Here is an 18,010-nt window from a genome sequence, read left to right as displayed (position 1 = left end):
CCATGGACCCCGACCGCCCCGGCACCGGCCGCACCGGCCGCACCGGCCGCACCGGCCGCACCGGCCCCGCCGGCACCAGCGGCCCCTGGGAGGAGCCGATGCGCGAGGCGCTGCGGGAGGCGCGTGCGGCGCTGGCCACCGACGACGTCCCGATCGGGGCCGTGGTGGTGGACGTCGGCGGGGTGGTGGTCGGGCGGGGGCGCAACGTGCGGGAGGCCGACGCCGACCCGACCGGGCACGCCGAGGTGGTGGCGCTGCGCGCGGCGGCGACGGCCCGCGGGGAGTGGCGCCTGGCGGGCTGCACGCTCGTGGTCACCCTCGAGCCGTGCACGATGTGCGCGGGGGCGGCGGTGCTGAGCCGGGTCGACCGCGTGGTGTTCGCGGCGTGGGACGAGAAGGCCGGCGCGGTCGGCAGCCTGTGGGACGTCGTGCGCGACCGCCGGCTCAACCACCGCCCCGAGGTGCTCGCCGGCGTGCTGGCCGGGGAGTCGACCGCCCTGCTCGACCGGTTCTTCCGCGGCCACCGCTGACCCCGCCCCTCACGCACGCACCGGAGGGCACGGCGAGTCAACCGGTGGTGGAGGCCCGCGCGACCAGCTCGGGGGTGAACAGCACCTGCCGGTGGGTGTGCTCCACGTCGGTGGCCTCGCTGAGCACCAGGTCGGCGGCGGTGCGCCCGAGCTCCTGGCGCGGCTGGCGCACCGAGGTGAGGGGCACGGCGGCGGCGCCGGCGAAGTCGATGTCGTCGTAGCCGACGATCGCGAGCTGCTCCGGCACGCGGATGCCGGCGCCGATGGCGTGCTGCAGCAGGCCGAGGGCGAGCAGGTCGTTGGCGCAGAACGCCCCGGTCGGACGACGCCGCGCGGGGAGCCCGGCCAGGCGCTGGCCGGCCTCGCGCCCCTCGGCCACCAGCAGGGCCCGCGTGGTGACCACGGTGAGGTCGTCGGCGGCGCGGCCGGCGTCGGCCCACGCCTGCCGGGCGCCGGCGAGCCGCTCGCCGACCTGGCCGAGGCTGGCGGGGCCTCCGACGAAGGCGATGCGCTGGTGGCCCTGGTCGACGAGGTGCTCGACGGCCAGGCGCCCGCCGAGCACGTCGTCGACGGCCACCGAGCACAGCGAGGAGTCGTCGCGGGTGCGGTCGACGATCACCACGGGGGTGCCGCGCCGCACCAGGTCGTCCAGGGCGGCGGTGTGCGGGTCGACGGGGGTCACCAGCACGCCCTGCACGCGCTGCTGCTCGAGCAGGGTCAGGTGGGCCGACTCGCGGTCGGCGCGGTTGGCGGAGTTGCAGAGCACGACGGTGAGGTCGGCGTCCTCGGCGGCGTCCTCGATGCCCTGGGCGACGTCGGTGAAGAACGGGTTGCCGGCGTCGAGCATGACGTAGGCCAGCGTGCGGCTGGTGCCGGCGCGCAGCTGGCGGGCCGACTCGTTGCGCACGAAGCCCAGCTCGCGCATCGCGTCCTGCACGCGCGAGCGGGTGGCGGGGCTGACCCGGTCGGGCCGGTTCAGCACGTTGCTGACCGTGCCGAGGGAGACCCCGGCGGCCGCGGCGACGTCCTTCACCGAGGCGCTGCGCGTGGAGTCGTGCACGGGGCCCCCTCGAGGTGCGGGCGGTCCCGCTGCTGAAACGATCAAGCGCAGCCTAGTGGTGCGGGCCACATTCGGCGCCAGTGCCCGTGTCGGTCACGAGTCGGCAAGTTTTCCGTCGTGTCACTTGACGCTGTGATCGCAGTCACCTACGGTCGGGGCACTCGATTGAAACCTTTCAATCACGAACGAGATGAGGGTCCCATGGCTGCAGCGGCGCCCGCCGATGCCACCCTGGTGCTGCAGGACGTGGCCAAGTCCTTCGGGGCCGTGGCCGCGCTGCGGTCCGGGAGCCTGACGGTCCGCCCCGGCTCGATCCACGCGCTCGTGGGGGAGAACGGGGCCGGCAAGTCGACGCTGGTCAAGATCGTCGCCGGTGTGCACCGCCGCGACTCCGGTGTGTTCGAGCTCCAGGGCACCCCGGTCGACTTCACCTCGACCGCCGAGTCGAAGGCCGCCGGCGTGGCGGTCATCTACCAGGAGCCCACGCTGTTCCCGGACCTCTCGGTCACCGAGAACATCTTCATGGGCCGCCAGCCCCGTGGCCGCGGCCGGCGCATCGACCGCGCCCGCATGCACGCCGAGGCCACCGCCATCTTCGAGCGCCTCGGCGTCACCCTCGACCCCCGTCGGGTGGCGCGCGGGCTCTCGATCGCCGACCAGCAGATCATCGAGATCGCCAAGGCCATCTCGCTCGACGCCGCGCTGCTGATCATGGACGAGCCCACCGCCGCCCTCAGCGGCGTCGAGGTCGAGCGGCTCTTCGCCGTGGCGCGCAGCCTGCGCGACGAGGGCCGCGCCCTGGTCTTCATCTCCCACCGCTTCGAGGAGGTCTTCGAGCTCTGCGACACCGTCACGGTGATGCGCGACGGCGAGTACGTCGCCACGCGGGCCATCGCCGACACCTCGGTCGACCAGATGGTGGCGCTGATGGTCGGCCGCGAGGTCACCGAGCTGTTCCCGAAGACCCCCGCCACGGTCGGCGACGTCGTCCTGTCGGTCGAGGGCCTCTCCTCCGCCGGCGTCTTCCACGACGTGAGCCTCGAGGTGCGCGCCGGGGAGATCGTCGGCCTCGCGGGACTCGTCGGCGCCGGGCGCAGCGAGATCGCCCGCGCCGTCTTCGGCGTCGACCGCTACGACTCGGGCACCGTCACCCTCGCCGGGCGGCCCGTGCGCCCCCGTAGCCCGAAGTCGGCTGTTGCCGCCGGCATGGCGTTCGTGCCCGAGGACCGCCGCAAGCAGGGCCTGGTCACCGAGGGCACCGTGTCGCGCAACGTCGCCGCGGTCATCCGCGGACGGCTCAGCAAGGGCGGCCTGCTCACCTCCGGCGCCGAGAACCGGGCGGCGGGCCCCTGGGCCGGCCGCCTCGAGGTCAAGACCAACGCCCTCGACATGCGCGCCACCACGATGAGCGGTGGCAACCAGCAGAAGGTCGTCATCGCCAAGTGGCTCGCCACCGAGCCGCGGCTGCTGATCATCGACGAGCCCACCCGCGGCATCGACGTCGGCACGAAGGCCGAGGTGCACCGGCTGCTCTCCGACCTCGCCGGCCAGGGCCTCGCGATCCTGATGATCTCCTCCGAGCTGCCGGAGGTGCTCGGCATGGCCGACCGCGTGCTGGTGGTCTGCGAGGGCCGGATCACCGCCGACCTCCCGCGCGCCGAGGCCACGCCCGAGGCCGTCATGCACGCCGCCACCCACCGCGACGGTCACGTCGCCGGTGGGGCGGGCAGCGCCCCCGACGCCCCCCACGACCCCACCGACCCGGCCCACCGACAGGAGGTGACGGCGTGAGCACCACGCTCGTCGAGCCGAGTCGGCTCAGCCCCACCACCCGACGCCTGCGCGCCGTCCTCGGATCGCGCGAGGCCGCGGTCGCGGCCGTGCTGCTGCTGCTGATCCTGGTGACGACGCTCAAGAGCAGCTCGTTCGTCTTCAGCAGCGACGGCTGGCGCAACCTGCTGCTCAACCCCTCGATCCTGCTGGTGCTCGCGATCGGCCAGACGGTCGTCATCGTCACCCGCAACGTCGACCTCTCCGTCGGCTCGATCCTCGGCCTGACGGCCTACCTCACCGGGCGCCTCTTCGTCGACTACCCCGGCCTGCCGATCCCGGTGGTCTTCCTGCTGGCGGTCGCCGCGGGGGCCGTGCTCGGGCTGGTCAACGGCGTGCTGGTGGCCTTCGGCAAGGTGCCGGCGCTGGTCATCACCCTCGGGACGCTCTACATCTACCGCGGGATCTTCCTGAGCTGGGCCGGCAGCAGCCGGATCAACGCCGGCGACTTCCCCTCGGCGTTCTCCGAGCTCGGCACCCGCCAGGTGCTGACCATCCCGGTGCTGACCATCATCGCGGTCGTCGTGCTCCTCCTGGTGGGCTACTACCTGCACACCTCCCGCGGCGGGCGCGAGCTCTACGCCATCGGCTCCGACCCCGACGCCGCCACGCTCTACGGCCTCTCGGTCAACCGCCGGGTGCTGGGCGCGTTCGTGCTCAGCGGCGCGCTGGCCGGCCTGGCCGGCGTCTTCTACGCCGCCCGCTACGGCTCGATCAGCTCGGGGGCCGGTCTCAACATCGAGCTGCAGGCCGTCGGCGCGGCCGTCATCGGCGGCGTCGCGATCTTCGGCGGCAGCGGCACGGTGTGGGGCGCGGCCGTCGGCGCGGTGCTCCTGGTGACCATCAACTCCTCGCTCCCGATCGTCGGCATCTCCGACTTCTGGCAGCGTGCCGTGGTCGGCGCCCTCATCCTCACCGCGGTCGTCCTCGACCGGGTGGTGACCCTGCGCCAGGAGCGTGCCCTCGTGGCGGCCCGCGACCAACCGTCGTCCGACGGTCCGGGCGACCCAGGCGGCCCAGGCGGCCCAGGCGGTCCGGACAGTCCAGGCAGCCCCGGCGGCCCCCACGACGGCACAGGCCCCTCCGACCGGACGCAGGTGACGGCATGACCACCACCCCCGTGCGCCCCGGCGCGCCGCTCGGCGACCGCGAGGCCCGCACCTACGACGCCTACTCGCGCCCGCTGTGGATGCGTGCCCTGCTCACCCGCGAGTTCACGGTGATCGCGCTGCTCGTCGCGGTGTTCCTCTACGCCACCGGCACCATCGAGTTCTTCGACGGCCCGCTGACGCTGTACTTCCTCTTCCTCGACACCGCGCCGGTCCTGCTGATCGCGCTGCCGATGACGATGATCATCATCACCGGCGAGATCGACCTGTCGGTGGCCAGCGTGGTCGGGCTCAGCAGCGTGCTGGTCGGCGTCCTCCACGTCGACGCCGGGCTGTCGATCCCCCTCGCGGGGGCGATCGCCGTCGTCGTCGGTGCCCTGTGCGGGGCGCTCAACGGCTTCCTGGTCGCCTACGTCGGTCTCCCGTCGCTCGCGGTGACCATCGGCACCCTGGCCCTCTACCGCGGCATCGCGGTGGGCCTGCTCGGCACCGAGGCCAAGACCGACTTCCCCGACAGCTGGTCCGACCTGGCCACCCGCCGCATCGTCGAGGACCAGCCGTACCCGCTGATCCTCGTCCCGATCGCGGTGCTGGCGGTACTGTTCGCCCTGCTGCTGCACTTCTCCTCCTTCGGCCGCGGCGTCTACGAGATCGGGCTGAACGACGAGGCCGCGCGGTTCGCCGGCGTCGACGTCGCCCGCACCAAGCTGCTGCTGTTCGTGATGGCCGGGGCCGTGTCGGCCTTCGCCGGCATCTACTACACGCTGCGCTACGGCAGCGCCCGCGGCGACAACGCCACCGGCCTCGAGCTGCAGGTCATCGCGGCCGTGCTGCTCGGCGGGGTGTCGATCTTCGGCGGGCGCGGCGCGCTCCACGGCGTCCTGGCCGGCGTCCTGCTCATCGGCGTCATCCGCAGCGCGATGACCCTGCAGGGCGAGACGGTCAACGTCATCAACATCGTGATCGGCGTGCTCCTCGTGCTGTCGGTCATCTCCACCAGCCTCCTCTCCTGGGTCTCGGGACTCACCTCAGGAAGGACCACCGGTCTGCTCCGCAGGCCGTCGGCAGCTACCGGCAAGCGGTCACTGCCCGAGAACACCCACGAAAGGGATGCACGATGAAGCAGAACCTCCGGCGCACGACCGCGCTCGCAGCCATGGCGCTGGCCGCCGGCCTGAGCCTGACCGCTTGCGGCAGCGACGACAGCAGCTCCGCCTCCGGCGGCGGCGAGGGTGGCGAGGGTGCCTCGATCACCTTCCTGCCGAAGAACCTGGGCAACCCCTACTTCGAGACCAGCGACGCCGCCGGCGAGACGGCCGTCGAGGAGCTCGGCGGCACCTTCGAGGAGGTCGGCCCCGACACCGCGACCCCCGACGCGCAGGTGCCGTTCATCAACACCGCGGCCCAGCAGGGGACCGACGCCCTCGTGGTGTCGGCCAACGACCCGACCGCCATCTGCGACGCGCTCAACCAGGCCAGCGACGCCGGCACGAAGATCGTCACCTTCGACTCCGACACCGACGCCGAGTGCCGCGACCTCTACATCTCGGCCGCCGACGCCGAGGGCATCGCCCAGGCGCAGGTCGACCTCATCGCCGAGCAGATCGGTGACGAGGGCGAGATCGCGATCCTCTCGGCCGCGGCCAACGCGACCAACCAGAACCAGTGGATCGAGCTGATGGAGGCCGAGCTCGAGGAGAACCACCCCGACATCGAGCTCGTCGACGTCGTCTACGGCGACGACGACGACCAGGTCTCCTTCGACAAGACCGCGGCGCTGCTCCAGGCCAACCCCGAGCTGAAGGGCATCGTGTCGCCGACCACCGTCGGCATCGCCGCCGCCGCCCGCTACGTCTCCACCTCGGAGTACAAGGGCAAGGTCGCCGTCACCGGTCTCGGCACCCCCAACCAGATGCGCGAGTACGTCGAGGACGGCACCGTCGAGGCGTTCGCCCTGTGGAACCCCGAGGACCTCGGCTACCTCGCGGCGTACGCCGCCGACGCGCTCGTGGCCGGTGACATCTCCGGCGAGGAGGGCGACACCTTCACCGCCGGCGAGCTCGGCGACTACGAGGTCGGCGCCGACGGCGTCGTCCTGCTCGGCGACCCGTTCGTCTTCGACGCCGACAACATCGGCGACTTCGACTTCTGATCGCCACGGCCCCCGCTCCCGGGGGCCCGCACGCGACCGCGTCGAGGAGGGTCCCGCAGGCCCGTGGGGGTCTGCGGGACCCCGCCCGGGTCGTCGACCCGGCCACGTCCCACCACCACCGACAGGCCCCTCCCATGCCGCGCGTCTGCTTCCAGCTCCAGGTCCGCCCGGACCGCATCGACGAGTACCGGCGGCGCCACGCCGCGGTCTGGCCCGACATGTGCCAGGCGCTGCACGACACCGGCTGGCACAACTACTCCCTGTTCCTGCGCGAGGACGGCCTGCTCATCGGCTACCTCGAGACGCCCGACCTCGCGGCCGCCCAGGCCGGGATGGCCGCCACCGCGGTCAACGCCCGCTGGCAGGCCGAGATGGGCGAGATGTTCGTCGACCTCGACGGCCGGGCCCCCGACGAGGGGTTCCTGCAGCTCGAGGAGGTCTTCCACCTCGAGGACCAGCTCCCGGCCGCCGGCGCCACCGCGCCGTCCGCGACCGCCCCCGCACCTCCCACCGCACACGAAGGCTGAACCATGACCAACACCAAGCCGGGCTTCGCCGACATCGCTCCCCTCCTGGAGGGCCAGGCGATCGAGCTCCCGTCGTGGGCCTTCGGCAACTCCGGCACCCGCTTCAAGGTCTTCGGGACGCCGGGCACGCCCCGCTCGGTCCAGGAGAAGGTGTCCGACGCCGCCACCGTCCACCGCCTGACCGGGCTGGCCCCGAGCGTGGCCCTGCACATCCCGTGGGACCTCACCGACGACTGGGCGGCCCTGCGCCAGCACGCCGCGGACGAGGGTGTCGCGCTCGGCACGATCAACTCCAACACCTTCCAGGACGACGACTACAAGTTCGGCGCCCTGACGCACATCGACGAGAAGGTGCGCCAGAAGGCGATCGACCACCACTTCGAGTGCATCGACGTCATGGGCGCCACCGGCTCGCGCGACCTGAAGATCTGGCTCGCCGAGGGCAGCAACTACCCCGGCCAGGCCGACCTGCGCGGTCGCCAGGACCGGCTCGCGGAGTCGCTGGCCACGATCTACGAGCGCATCGGCGACGAGCAGCGCCTGGTGCTCGAGTACAAGTTCTTCGAGCCGGCCTTCTACCACACCGACGTGCCCGACTGGGGCACGTCGTACGCCCAGGTCAGCGCCCTCGGCGAGCGCGCCGTGGTGTGCCTCGACACGGGCCACCACGCCCCCGGCACCAACATCGAGTTCATCGTCATGCAGCTGCTGCGCCTCGGGAAGCTCGGCTCGTTCGACTTCAACAGCCGCTTCTACGCCGACGACGACCTCATCGTCGGCTCGGCCGACCCGTTCCAGCTGTTCCGCATCCTCTTCGAGGTCATCCGCGGCGGCGGCTACGGCCCCGCCGCCCCCGGCGGGCACAGCGACGTCGCGTTCATGCTCGACCAGTGCCACAACGTCGAGGACAAGATCCCCGGCCAGATCCGCTCCGTGCTGAACGTGCAGGAGATGACCGCCCGCGCGCTGCTCGTCGACCGCGCGGCGCTCGCCACGGCCCAGGAGGCCGGCGACGTGCTCGGCGCCCACGAGGTGTTCATGGACGCCTTCTCCACCGACGTCCGCCCCGACCTCGCCGCCTGGCGCGAGGAGCGCGGGCTGCCCGCCCACCCGATGCAGGCGTACGCCGCGTCCGGCCACCAGGAGCGCATCGAGGCCGCCCGCGTCGGCGGCACCCAGCTCTCCTGGACCTGACCCGCCGTACCCGACGCCCCGCACCCACCCCGCGCACCCCACCCGAGACCGAGAAGAGACCATGACGAACCCCGCGGCCGCTGACCTGATCGCCCGCTCCAACCGCCTGGGCGCCGACCCGAAGAACACCAACTACGCCGGCGGCAACACCTCCGCCAAGGGCACCGAGACCGACCCGGTCACCGGCGAGCCCGTCGAGCTGCTGTGGGTCAAGGGCTCCGGCGGCGACCTCGGCACGCTGCAGGAGAAGGGCCTCGCGGTCCTGCGCCTCGACCGGATGCGCGCGCTCGTCGACGTCTACCCCGGCGTGGAGCGCGAGGACGAGATGGTGGCCGCGTTCGACTACTGCCTGCACGGCAAGGGCGGCGCCGCGCCGTCGATCGACACCGCGATGCACGGCCTCGTCGACGCCCCCCACGTCGACCACCTCCACCCCGACTCCGGCATCGCCATCGCCACCGCCGCCGACGGCGAGGCGCTGACCGCCACGGTCTTCGGCGACAAGGTCGTGTGGGTGCCGTGGCGCCGTCCGGGCTTCCAGCTCGGCCTCGACATCGCCGAGATCAAGGAGAAGAACCCGCAGGCGGTCGGCTGCGTGCTCGGCGGGCACGGCATCACCGCGTGGGGGGAGACCAGCGAGGAGGCCGAGGCCAACTCGCTGTGGATCATCGACACCGCCGCCGCCCACATCGCCGAGCACAGCCGCCCCGAGCCGTTCGGCCCCCCGATGGAGGGCTACGCCCCGCTGCCCGCCGACGAGCGCCGCGCCAAGGCCGCCGCCCTCGGCGCGACCGTGCGCGGCCTGGCCTCGGTCGACCGGGCGATGGTCGGGCACTTCACCGACACCCCCGAGGTCCTCGACTTCCTGGCCTCCAGCGAGCACCCCCGCCTGGCGGCGCTCGGCACGTCCTGCCCCGACCACTTCCTGCGCACCAAGGTCAAGCCGCTGGTGCTCGACCTGCCCTCGTCGGCCAGCGTGGAGGACTGCCAGGCCCGCCTGCGCGAGCTCGCCACCGCCTACCGCGCCGACTACCAGGCCTACTACGACCGCCACGCCACCCCCGAGTCGCCCGCGATCCGCGGCGCCGACCCGCTCGTGGTGCTGGTGCCGGGCGTCGGCATGTTCAGCTACGGCAAGGACAAGCAGACCGCCCGCGTCGCCGGTGAGTTCTACGTCAACGCCATCAACGTGATGCGCGGCGCCGAGGGCCTGTCGACCTACGCCCCCATCGACGAGGCGGAGAAGTTCCGCATCGAGTACTGGGCGCTGGAGGAGGCCAAGCTGCAGCGGATGCCGAAGCCCAAGCCCCTGGCCACCCGCGTCGCGCTGGTCACCGGCGCGGCCGGCGGCATCGGCAAGGCCACCGCGAAGAAGCTGGCCGCCGAGGGCGCCTGCGTCGTGGTCGCCGACCTCGACCTCGCCAAGGCCCAGGCCGCGGCCGCCGAGATCGGCGGGCCCGACGTCGCCGTCGGCGTGGCCGCCGACGTCAGCAAGGAGGACGCGGTGCAGGCGATGGTCGACGCCGCCGTCCTCGCCTTCGGCGGGCTCGACCTGGTCGTGAACAACGCTGGGCTCTCGCTGTCGAAGTCGCTGCTCGAGACCACCGAGGCCGACTGGGACCTGCAGCACAACGTGATGGCCAAGGGCTCGTTCCTGGTCTCCAAGGCCGCCGCGCGGGTCCTGATCGACCAGGAGATGGGCGGTGACATCGTCTACATCTCCTCGAAGAACTCCGTCTTCGCCGGGCCGAACAACATCGCCTACTCCGCCACCAAGGCCGACCAGGCCCACCAGGTGCGGCTGCTGGCCGCCGAGCTCGGCGCCCACGGCGTCAAGGTCAACGGCGTCAACCCCGACGGCGTCGTGGCCGGCTCCGGCATCTTCGCCTCGGGCTGGGGCGCCAACCGCGCCGCGGTCTACGGCGTGGAGGAGAAGGACCTGGGCAAGTTCTACGCCCAGCGCACGATCCTCAAGCGCGAGGTGCTCCCCGAGAACATCGCCAACGCCGTGTTCGTGCTGTGCGGTCCCGAGATGACCCACACCACGGGCCTCCACGTGCCGGTCGACGCGGGCGTCGCCGCGGCGTTCCTGCGATGAGCGCGTGAGCGGCGCCTCCACCCCGCTGCGCGTCGCCGCCGTCGACCTGGGCGCCACCAGCGGCCGGGTCATGGCGGGCACCGTCGGGCCGGGGCACCTCGGGCTCACCGAGGTGCACCGGTTCGCCAACGGTGCCGTGCCCGTGCGCGGGTCGCTTTTCTGGGACGTCGTCGGCATCCACCGCGAGGTGCTCGCCGGGCTGCGCCAGGTGGCCCGCACCGGGCCCCTGCACGCCATCGGCATCGACTCGTGGGCCGTCGACTACGGCCTGCTCGACCGCGACGGCCAGCTGCTCGGCAACGTGCACAGCCACCGCGACCGACGTACCGACGGGGTGGCCGAGCAGGTGCTGGCGACCGTGCCGGCCGCCGACCTCTACGCCACCACCGGGCTCCAGCAGCTGCCGTTCAACACCATCTACCAGCTGGTGGCCGCGCGGGGCACCGCGGCGCTGGAGTCGGCGGAGACGCTGCTGCTGCTGCCCGACCTGCTGGCGTTCTGGCTGACCGGCGAGGTGGGGGCCGAGCGCACCAACGCCTCCACCACCCAGCTCTACGACGTCTCGGCGCGGGAGTGGTCGGTCGACCTCGCCCGCCGCGTGGGCGTGCCGTGGGCGATCCTCCCGCCGCTGCGCGACGCCGGCGACCGCATCGGCTGGGTGAGCCCCGACGTCGCCGCCGGCCTCGACCTCGCCCAGGACGTGCCGGTGGTGGCCGTGGGCTCCCACGACACCGCCTCCGCGGTGGTGGGCGTGCCCTCCGACGGCGACGACCCCGACGACGTCGCCTACATCTCCTCGGGCACCTGGTCGCTGGTGGGCCTGGAGCTCGACGAGCCGGTGCTGAGCGAGGCCGCACGGCTGGCCGACTTCACCAACGAGGGCGGCGTCGACGGCACCGTGCGGTTCCTCAAGAACGTGATGGGTCTGTGGGTGCTCTCGGAGTGCGTGCGCGCCTGGTCGGAGCAGGGCCTGGTGGGCGTCGACCTGCCGACGCTGCTGGCCGGGGCCGGCGAGGCGCCGGCGCTGCGCACGGTCGTGGACATCAACGACCCGGCGCTGCTGCGCCCGAGCACCACCACCGACCCGATGCCCGACCGCGTCGTGGCGCTGGCACGGGCCGCGGGGGAGCCGGAGCCCGAGCACCGGATGGCGCTCGTGCGTTGTGTGCTCGACTCGCTCGCGCTGGCCTACCGTCGCCACCTCCGCACCGCCTGCGAGCTCGCCGGACGCCGGGTGCCGGTGGTGCACGTCGTCGGCGGCGGCTCGCAGAACAGGCTGCTGTGCCAGCTCACCGCCGACGCCTGCGGGCTGCCGGTGCTGGCCGGGCCGGCCGAGGCGGCCGCGCTCGGCAACGTGCTGGTGCAGGCCCGCACCCTGGGCGCCGACCTGCCCGACCTCGCCGCGATGCGGGCGCTCGTGCGAGCCACCCACGAGCTGCGCCGCCACGAGCCGCGCCCCGGCCTCGACTGGGACGCCGCCGAGGCCCGCCTCCCGCAGCGGCGCTGACGGCCCGTGACGTGACCGGGACGGTCGACGAGGAGCCGGGGGAGGAGGCGCTCGCCGTCCTCGCGCTGGTGGCGCAGGGCCTGACCGTGGAGTCGGTCGCCCGGCGTCTCGACGTCTCGGAGCGCACGGTGCGCCGGCGCCTGCGCGGGGCCGCCGACCACCTCGGCGTCGACTCCACGATCGAGGCGGTGGTGGCCGCCGTGCGCCGCCGGCTGATCTAGGGCCGGCGCTGGCCGCAACCGGCCAACACGGGTCGAGACGGTGTCGCCGGCGTGTGACGACGGTTACCTTGGCGGTCCACTGAATCGATTCACTCGGAGGACCACCCCCCATGTCCCACGACGCCTCGTCCGGTCGCCCGACCGCCGGCACCACCCCCCGCGCCGGCCTCACCCGCCGTCGCCTGTTCGCCGGCTCGGCGGTCGCCGCCGGGGTCACCGTCGCCTCCGGCGCGGCCGGTGCCGTGGCCGCCGCGCCCGCCGCCGCCGCGGCCAAGGGCGGCTCGGCCGGCCCCGCCGTCAACGGCCTGCCCAAGGGCCTGGCCCGCCGCTTCGCCGCCCCGACCACCGCCACCGCCGCCGGCTTCCGCTGGTGGTGGCCCCACGGTGCGGTGACCCCCGCCCAGGTGCGACGCGAGGTGGACCAGGTGGCCGACGCCGGCTTCGGCGTCCTCGAGATCGCCGACGTCACCCACAGCCTGCGCGCCCGCGACATCGAGATCCCGCTGGAGACCCAGGGCTGGGGCACCCCGGCCTGGGTGGCCGGAGTCAAGGCGGCGCTGCGCCAGGGCGCGCGCCGCGACGTGCGCATCGACATCACGGTGGGCCCGTCGTGGCCGGCCGCGGTCTCCACGATCACCCCCGACGACGACGCCGCCTGCACCGAGCTGGCCCACGGTGCGGTCTCCCTCGCCGCCGGCGCGACGTACGACGACGTCGTGCCCGAGCCGGTCGTGGAGGCCCACGAGGGCAGCACCCGCCGCACGCTGGTGGCCGTGCAGGCCTACCGCGACCTCGGCACCGTGCGCGCCGTCACCACCCTCGACGAGGCCTCCCGCGTCGACCTCACCGACCAGGTCGTCGACGGCCGCGTCTCGTTCACCGCGACCGGCGAGGGCCCGTGGGTGCTGCTGTCCTACTGGCGCCGCGGCTCGGCCCAGGAGCCCGAGGCGGGCCCCCACACCTCGCCGCGCTCCTACGTCGTCGACCACTTCGCCGCGCTCGGCTCGCGCGCGCTGATCGACCTGTGGGAGGACCGGATCCTCGACTCCCAGATGCGCAAGCTCCTCGGCGCCGCCGGCGGCTACCTCTTCGAGGACTCCCTCGAGATCGAGACCGACGCCACCATCTGGACCCCTCGCATGCTCGAGGAGTTCGCGAAGCGCGCCGGCTACGAGCTGACGCCCTACCTGCCGGTCGTGGTGGAGGCCAACGAGAAGTACCTCTACGCCTTCGACCCGGTCACCACGACGCGGGTGCGCGACGACTTCAACCAGGTGCTCAGCGACCTCTACCGCGACCACCACCTGCTCCCGGTGCAGGCCTTCGCCCGCAGCCTCGGCATGGGCCTGCGCGTGCAGCCGTACGGCCTGGAGACCGACACCGTGGAGCACGCCGCGCTCCTCGACGTGCCGGAGACCGAGTCGCTGGGGTTCAAGAACCTCGACGACTACCGCGTGATGGCCGGCGGTCGCGACATGCGCGGCACCAAGGTGCTCTCCTGCGAGGCCGCCTGCTACTTCGGCGCCGCCTACCAGACCACCTGGGACCGCGCCCTGCAGACGCTGAACAGCATCTACGCCGGCGGCGTCAACATGGCCGTCCTGCACGGCTTCGCCTACGCCGACGCCCCGGGCGTCACCTGGCCGGGCTTCGCGGCGTTCTCGCCGTACTACAACGGCGCGATCGGGTACGGCGAGGCCTGGGGCCCGCGCACGCCGACCTGGCAGCACGTGCGCGACGTCGCCGACTACCTCGCCCGCACCCAGCTGGTGCTGCAGACCGGGCGACCGGTCTACGACGTGGTGTTCCTGCGCCAGAAGGGCTGGACCTCCACCGGCATCGGCGCCCCCTGGGCCACCAACGTCGGCATCCCCACGGGTTGGACGCACTCCTTCGCCACCCCGGCGCTGCTCGAGCTGCCGCGCGCCGTCGTCGAGGACGGCCGGCTCGCCCCGGCCGGGCCGGCGTACAAGGCCGTGATCGTGGGCCCCGACCAGTTCCGCGGGGGCGAGCGGACGATGGCCGTGGCCACCGCCCGCCGCCTGCTGGAGCTCGCGACGCAGGGCCTGCCCGTGGTGTTCCTCGGTGACTGGTCGACCGCCGCTCCCGTGGGTCTCGCCGAGCCGGGGGAGACCGAGGAGCTGCGCGGACTGCTCGACCAGATCATGGCGCTCCCGACGACGCGGCAGGTGCTGGTCGACACCGGCATCCCCACCGCCCTGGCCGAGCTCGGCGTCGAGCGCGACGTGGTGCACGAGACGTCGACGGTGATGACCGTGCGGCGCAGGTTCCGCGACACCGACCTGTACTACGTGGCCAACGCCAAGCACGCCGAGAACCGCCGCCTCACCCGCGTCACCCAGGACCTCTGGCTGACCGCCGCCGACCCCTCGGCCGTGCCGGTGCAGCTCGACGCCTGGTCGGGACGGGCGGTGCCGGTGGCGGTGCACGAGCGCGACGGCGACCGGGTGCGGGTGGGCGTCGACCTGCTGCCGGGCCAGTCGACGATCATCGCGCTGGTGCCGCCGGCGCGCGGACGGCGGGCCCCCTCGGCGCGCTCGACCACCGCCGACGCCGTCCTCAGCGACGGCCACCGCCTCAGCGTGCGGGCCAGCACCGCGGGCGAGGTGCAGACCACCCGCGGCAACGGCAAGGTGGTCACCACCACGATCGAGCGCGTGCGCGAGGCGATGGACCTCACCACGTGGTCGCTGGCCGTCGAGGACTGGAAGCCCGGCGCCACGGCCACCGAGACGGTCAAGCCCGTGGTGGAGGTGGCGCTCGACGCGCTGGTGCCGTGGTCGTCGATCCCCGGCCTCGAGGACACCTCGGGCATCGGGCGCTACCGCACCGAGGTCGACCTCGGCTCCGACTGGACCCGGTTCGTCGACGGTGCGGTGCTCCAGCTCGGCGAGGTCAACGACACCTTCCGCGTCAGCGTCAACGGCACGCGGCTCGACCCCCTCGACCCCCTCGACCCGGCGGTCGACCTCGGCCACGCGCTGAAGAAGGGCGTCAACGTCATCGAGGTGGAGGTGGCCACCACGCTGATCAACCGGCTGCGCACCGTCACCCCGGAGGTGTACGCCGTCGCCGCGCGCCAGGCCTACGGTCTCGTCGGCCCGGTGCGCCTGGTGCCGTACGTCGACGTGCCGCTCGGCTGAGCCTCCCGGCCGGCGCCCCCCTCGGGCGCCGGCCGGGCCCGGCGCCGGGCCATGGCGGGTTTCACCAGCCGGCTGGTGAAACCCGCACCTGTCGGCCGTCGCACGGGCCGACAGGTGCGGGTGCGGGCCGACAGGTGGGTCAACGGGTGACGGCGACCCGTTCGGCCAGGGCCATCTCGGTGTGGTGAGCCAGGTCGACGGTGTGGTATGAATCGTTTCAAACAGTGACGGCGGGCACACCTTCGCTGCGCCACCGGCGTAGCGTCGGGCCCGGGGCCGGTCGGCCCGTCTAGGAGGAGATGCTCGTGCGGGTCGCACTGATGGTCACCTGCGTCAACGACGCGATGTTCCCCGACACCGGGCGGGCCGTGCTCACGCTGCTGCGCCGCCTCGGCGTCGACGTGGAGTTCCCGACCGCGCAGACCTGCTGCGCGCAGCCGATGGTCAACACCGGCTACCTCGACGAGGCGGTGCCGGTGGTGCGCACCTTCGTCGACGCCTTCGCCGGCTACGACGCCGTGGTCACGCCCTCGGGCTCGTGCGCCGGCTCGGCGCGTCACCAGCACGGCATCGTGGCGCGGCGCAGCGGCGACCGCGCCCTGGAGCGGGCGGTCGAGCAGACCGCGCCCAAGGTGCACGAGCTCAGCGAGTTCCTCGTCGACGTCCTGGGCGTCACCGACGTGGGCGCCTACTTCCCCCACCGCGTCACCTACCACCCCACCTGCCACTCGCTGCGGATGCTCGGGGTCGGCGACCGGCCCCGTCGGCTGCTCGAGGCCGTGCGCGGTATCCGGCTGGTCGACCTGCCCGGCGCCGAGGAGTGCTGCGGCTTCGGTGGCACCTTCGCGGTGAAGAACGCCGACACCTCGGTGGCCATGGGCGCCGACAAGGCCCGCCACGTGCGCGAGACCGGCGCCGAGGTGCTGGTGGCCGGCGACAACTCCTGCCTGATGCACGTCGGCGGGCTGCTCTCGCGACAGCGCTCCGGCGTACGCGTGGTGCACCTCGCCGAGGTGCTCGCCGCCACCGAGGACGCGCCGGTGCTGGCCGCGCCTGCCGAGGCCACCCCGGTGCAGGCCGCGACCCCGAGCGGAGACGTGGCATGAGCCGCACGTTCGTCGGCATGCCGCCGTTCCCCACCGCCGCCCGCGAGGCGCTCGGCGACACCCAGCTGCGGCACAACCTGGCCCACGCCACCGCCACCATCCGCGCCAAGCGCAGCAAGGTCGTCGCCGAGGTCGCGGAGTGGGAGGAGCTGCGGCTGGCCGGTGCCGCGGTCAAGGAGCGGGCGCTGCACGGCCTCGACGCCCACCTCGTCGAGCTCGAGGCGAGCCTGACCGCCGCCGGCGCGACCGTGCACTGGGCCCGCGACGCCGCCGAGGCCTGCGCCGTGGTCGCGCAGGTGGCGAAGGCCCACGGCGTCGACGAGGTCGTGAAGGTGAAGTCGATGGCCACCGCCGAGATCGACCTGAACACCGCGCTGGCCGCCGAGGGCATCGCGGCCTGGGAGACCGACCTCGCCGAGCTCATCGTGCAGCTCGGCGACGACCTGCCCAGCCACATCCTGGTGCCGGCGATCCACCGCAACCGCGCCGAGGTCCGCGAGATCTTCCGTGACCACATGGCCGAGGCCGGCCGTCCGGCCCCCGACGACCTCACCGACGTGCCGGCCGAGCTCGCCGGCGCCGCGCGGCTCCACCTGCGCGAGAAGTTCCTGCGCGCCAAGGTCGGCGTCTCGGGTGCCAACTTCGCCGTCGCCGAGACCGGGACGCTGGTCGTCGTGGAGTCGGAGGGCAACGGGCGGATGTGCCTGACCCTGCCCGAGGTGCTGGTCTCGGTGGTCGGCATCGAGAAGGTCGTGCCGACCTGGGCCGAGCTCGACCCGCTGCTGCGGCTGCTGCCCCGCTCGTCGACCGGCGAGCGGATGAACCCCTACACCTCGACCTGGACCGGCGTCACCCCCGGCGACGGCCCGCAGGAGGTGCACGTCGTGCTGCTCGACAACGGTCGCACCCGCGCGCTGGCCGACGACGTCGGGCGCCAGGCGCTGCGCTGCATCCGCTGCTCGGCGTGCCTCAACGTCTGCCCCGTCTACGAGCGCACCGGCGGCCACGCCTACGGCTCGGTCTACCCCGGCCCGATCGGCGCCATCCTCAACCCGCTGATGAAGGGCACCGGCGACGCGCAGACCGACTCGCTGCCGTACGCCTCGTCGCTGTGCGGGGCCTGCTTCGAGGTGTGCCCCGTGCGCATCGACATCCCCGAGGTGCTCGTGCACCTGCGCTCGAAGGTCGTCGACGGCCACCGCGGCGACCTCGTGCCGAAGGCGGAGGCCGTCGCGATGAAGGGCGCCGCCTGGGCCTTCACCGACGCCCGGCGCCTGGGCCTGGTCGAGAAGGCCTCCGGGCTGTCGGGACGGGTGATGGCGCGCTTCTCGCGCACCGCCCTGCCCGGTGGACGCGCCGCCGCCGGGCGCCTGCCCGGCCCCGCTGCCGCCTGGACCGGTGCCCGTGACCTGCCCGCCCCGCCGGCCGAGTCGTTCCGCGCCTGGCACGCCCGCACCGACGGCGGCCGCACCGAGGGGAGCCCCGACGGTGGTTGAGGAGCGGGCGTCTCGA

14 protein-coding genes are annotated in these 18,010 nt (G+C 73.5%); 13 read left to right on the top strand and 1 reads right to left on the bottom strand.

What is annotated here, in order from left to right; genetic code table 11:
• Positions 1-98 precede the first annotated feature (98 nt).
• Positions 99-530 (top strand): nucleoside deaminase, encoded by a 432-nt coding sequence (locus tag AC4OR8_RS01110; RefSeq protein WP_492164458.1) that lies wholly within the window; start codon positions 99-101, stop codon positions 528-530.
• Between the two features lie 37 nt (positions 531-567).
• On the opposite strand, the gene AC4OR8_RS01105 is transcribed toward AC4OR8_RS01110, so the two are convergent.
• Positions 568-1,590, bottom strand: a complete 1,023-nt coding sequence (locus tag AC4OR8_RS01105) for a LacI family DNA-binding transcriptional regulator (RefSeq protein WP_492163722.1) — start codon at positions 1,588-1,590, stop codon at positions 568-570.
• 201 nt (positions 1,591-1,791) lie between these two features.
• Between AC4OR8_RS01105 and AC4OR8_RS01100 the strand changes: the two genes are divergently transcribed.
• From AC4OR8_RS01100 to AC4OR8_RS01045, 12 genes are all read left to right on the top strand, one after another.
• Positions 1,792-3,381 carry a sugar ABC transporter ATP-binding protein gene (locus AC4OR8_RS01100; RefSeq protein ID WP_492163721.1) on the top strand — a complete coding sequence of 530 codons (1,590 nt, stop codon included), beginning with the start codon at positions 1,792-1,794 and terminating at the stop codon, positions 3,379-3,381.
• Positions 3,378-4,529 carry an ABC transporter permease gene (locus AC4OR8_RS01095; protein WP_492163720.1) on the top strand — a complete coding sequence of 384 codons (1,152 nt, stop codon included), beginning with the start codon at positions 3,378-3,380 and terminating at the stop codon, positions 4,527-4,529. Before AC4OR8_RS01100 ends, AC4OR8_RS01095 begins: the two co-directional genes overlap by 4 nt.
• Complete coding sequence (locus AC4OR8_RS01090) at positions 4,526-5,650, top strand: ABC transporter permease (protein WP_492163719.1); 1,125 nt, start codon at positions 4,526-4,528, stop codon at positions 5,648-5,650. The genes AC4OR8_RS01095 and AC4OR8_RS01090 overlap by 4 nt, the downstream gene beginning before the upstream one ends.
• Positions 5,647-6,681: a rhamnose ABC transporter substrate-binding protein gene (gene rhaS, locus AC4OR8_RS01085; protein WP_492163718.1), complete on the top strand. Its 1,035-nt coding sequence runs from the start codon at positions 5,647-5,649 to the stop codon at positions 6,679-6,681. The genes AC4OR8_RS01090 and rhaS overlap by 4 nt, the downstream gene beginning before the upstream one ends.
• 134 nt (positions 6,682-6,815) lie before the next feature.
• Complete coding sequence (locus tag AC4OR8_RS01080; RefSeq protein WP_492163717.1) at positions 6,816-7,208, top strand: L-rhamnose mutarotase; 393 nt, start codon at positions 6,816-6,818, stop codon at positions 7,206-7,208.
• A gap of 3 nt (positions 7,209-7,211) precedes the next feature.
• Positions 7,212-8,402, top strand: a complete 1,191-nt coding sequence (gene rhaI, locus AC4OR8_RS01075) for an L-rhamnose isomerase (RefSeq protein WP_492163716.1) — start codon at positions 7,212-7,214, stop codon at positions 8,400-8,402.
• A gap of 61 nt (positions 8,403-8,463) precedes the next feature.
• Positions 8,464-10,500 carry a bifunctional aldolase/short-chain dehydrogenase gene (locus tag AC4OR8_RS01070; RefSeq protein ID WP_492163715.1) on the top strand — a complete coding sequence of 679 codons (2,037 nt, stop codon included), beginning with the start codon at positions 8,464-8,466 and terminating at the stop codon, positions 10,498-10,500.
• A gap of 4 nt (positions 10,501-10,504) precedes the next feature.
• Complete coding sequence (locus AC4OR8_RS01065; RefSeq protein WP_492163714.1) at positions 10,505-12,007, top strand: rhamnulokinase; 1,503 nt, start codon at positions 10,505-10,507, stop codon at positions 12,005-12,007.
• A gap of 11 nt (positions 12,008-12,018) precedes the next feature.
• Complete coding sequence (locus AC4OR8_RS01060; RefSeq protein ID WP_492163713.1) at positions 12,019-12,228, top strand: helix-turn-helix domain-containing protein; 210 nt, start codon at positions 12,019-12,021, stop codon at positions 12,226-12,228.
• 110 nt (positions 12,229-12,338) lie between these two features.
• Positions 12,339-15,392, top strand: a complete 3,054-nt coding sequence (locus AC4OR8_RS01055) for a glycosyl hydrolase (protein ID WP_492163712.1) — start codon at positions 12,339-12,341, stop codon at positions 15,390-15,392.
• Between the two features lie 320 nt (positions 15,393-15,712).
• Positions 15,713-16,498 (top strand): (Fe-S)-binding protein, encoded by a 786-nt coding sequence (locus tag AC4OR8_RS01050; protein WP_492164457.1) that lies wholly within the window; start codon positions 15,713-15,715, stop codon positions 16,496-16,498.
• The gene (locus tag AC4OR8_RS01045; protein WP_492163711.1) at positions 16,495-17,994 is read left to right on the top strand and encodes a lactate utilization protein B; all 1,500 of its coding nucleotides are present in this window, start codon (positions 16,495-16,497) and stop codon (positions 17,992-17,994) included. Before AC4OR8_RS01050 ends, AC4OR8_RS01045 begins: the two co-directional genes overlap by 4 nt.
• The last annotated feature ends 16 nt before the right edge of the window (positions 17,995-18,010 follow it).

This window comes from Nocardioides sp. FY1077 (assembly GCF_058681775.1).
This window is presented reverse-complemented; position numbering and strand designations above follow the sequence as displayed.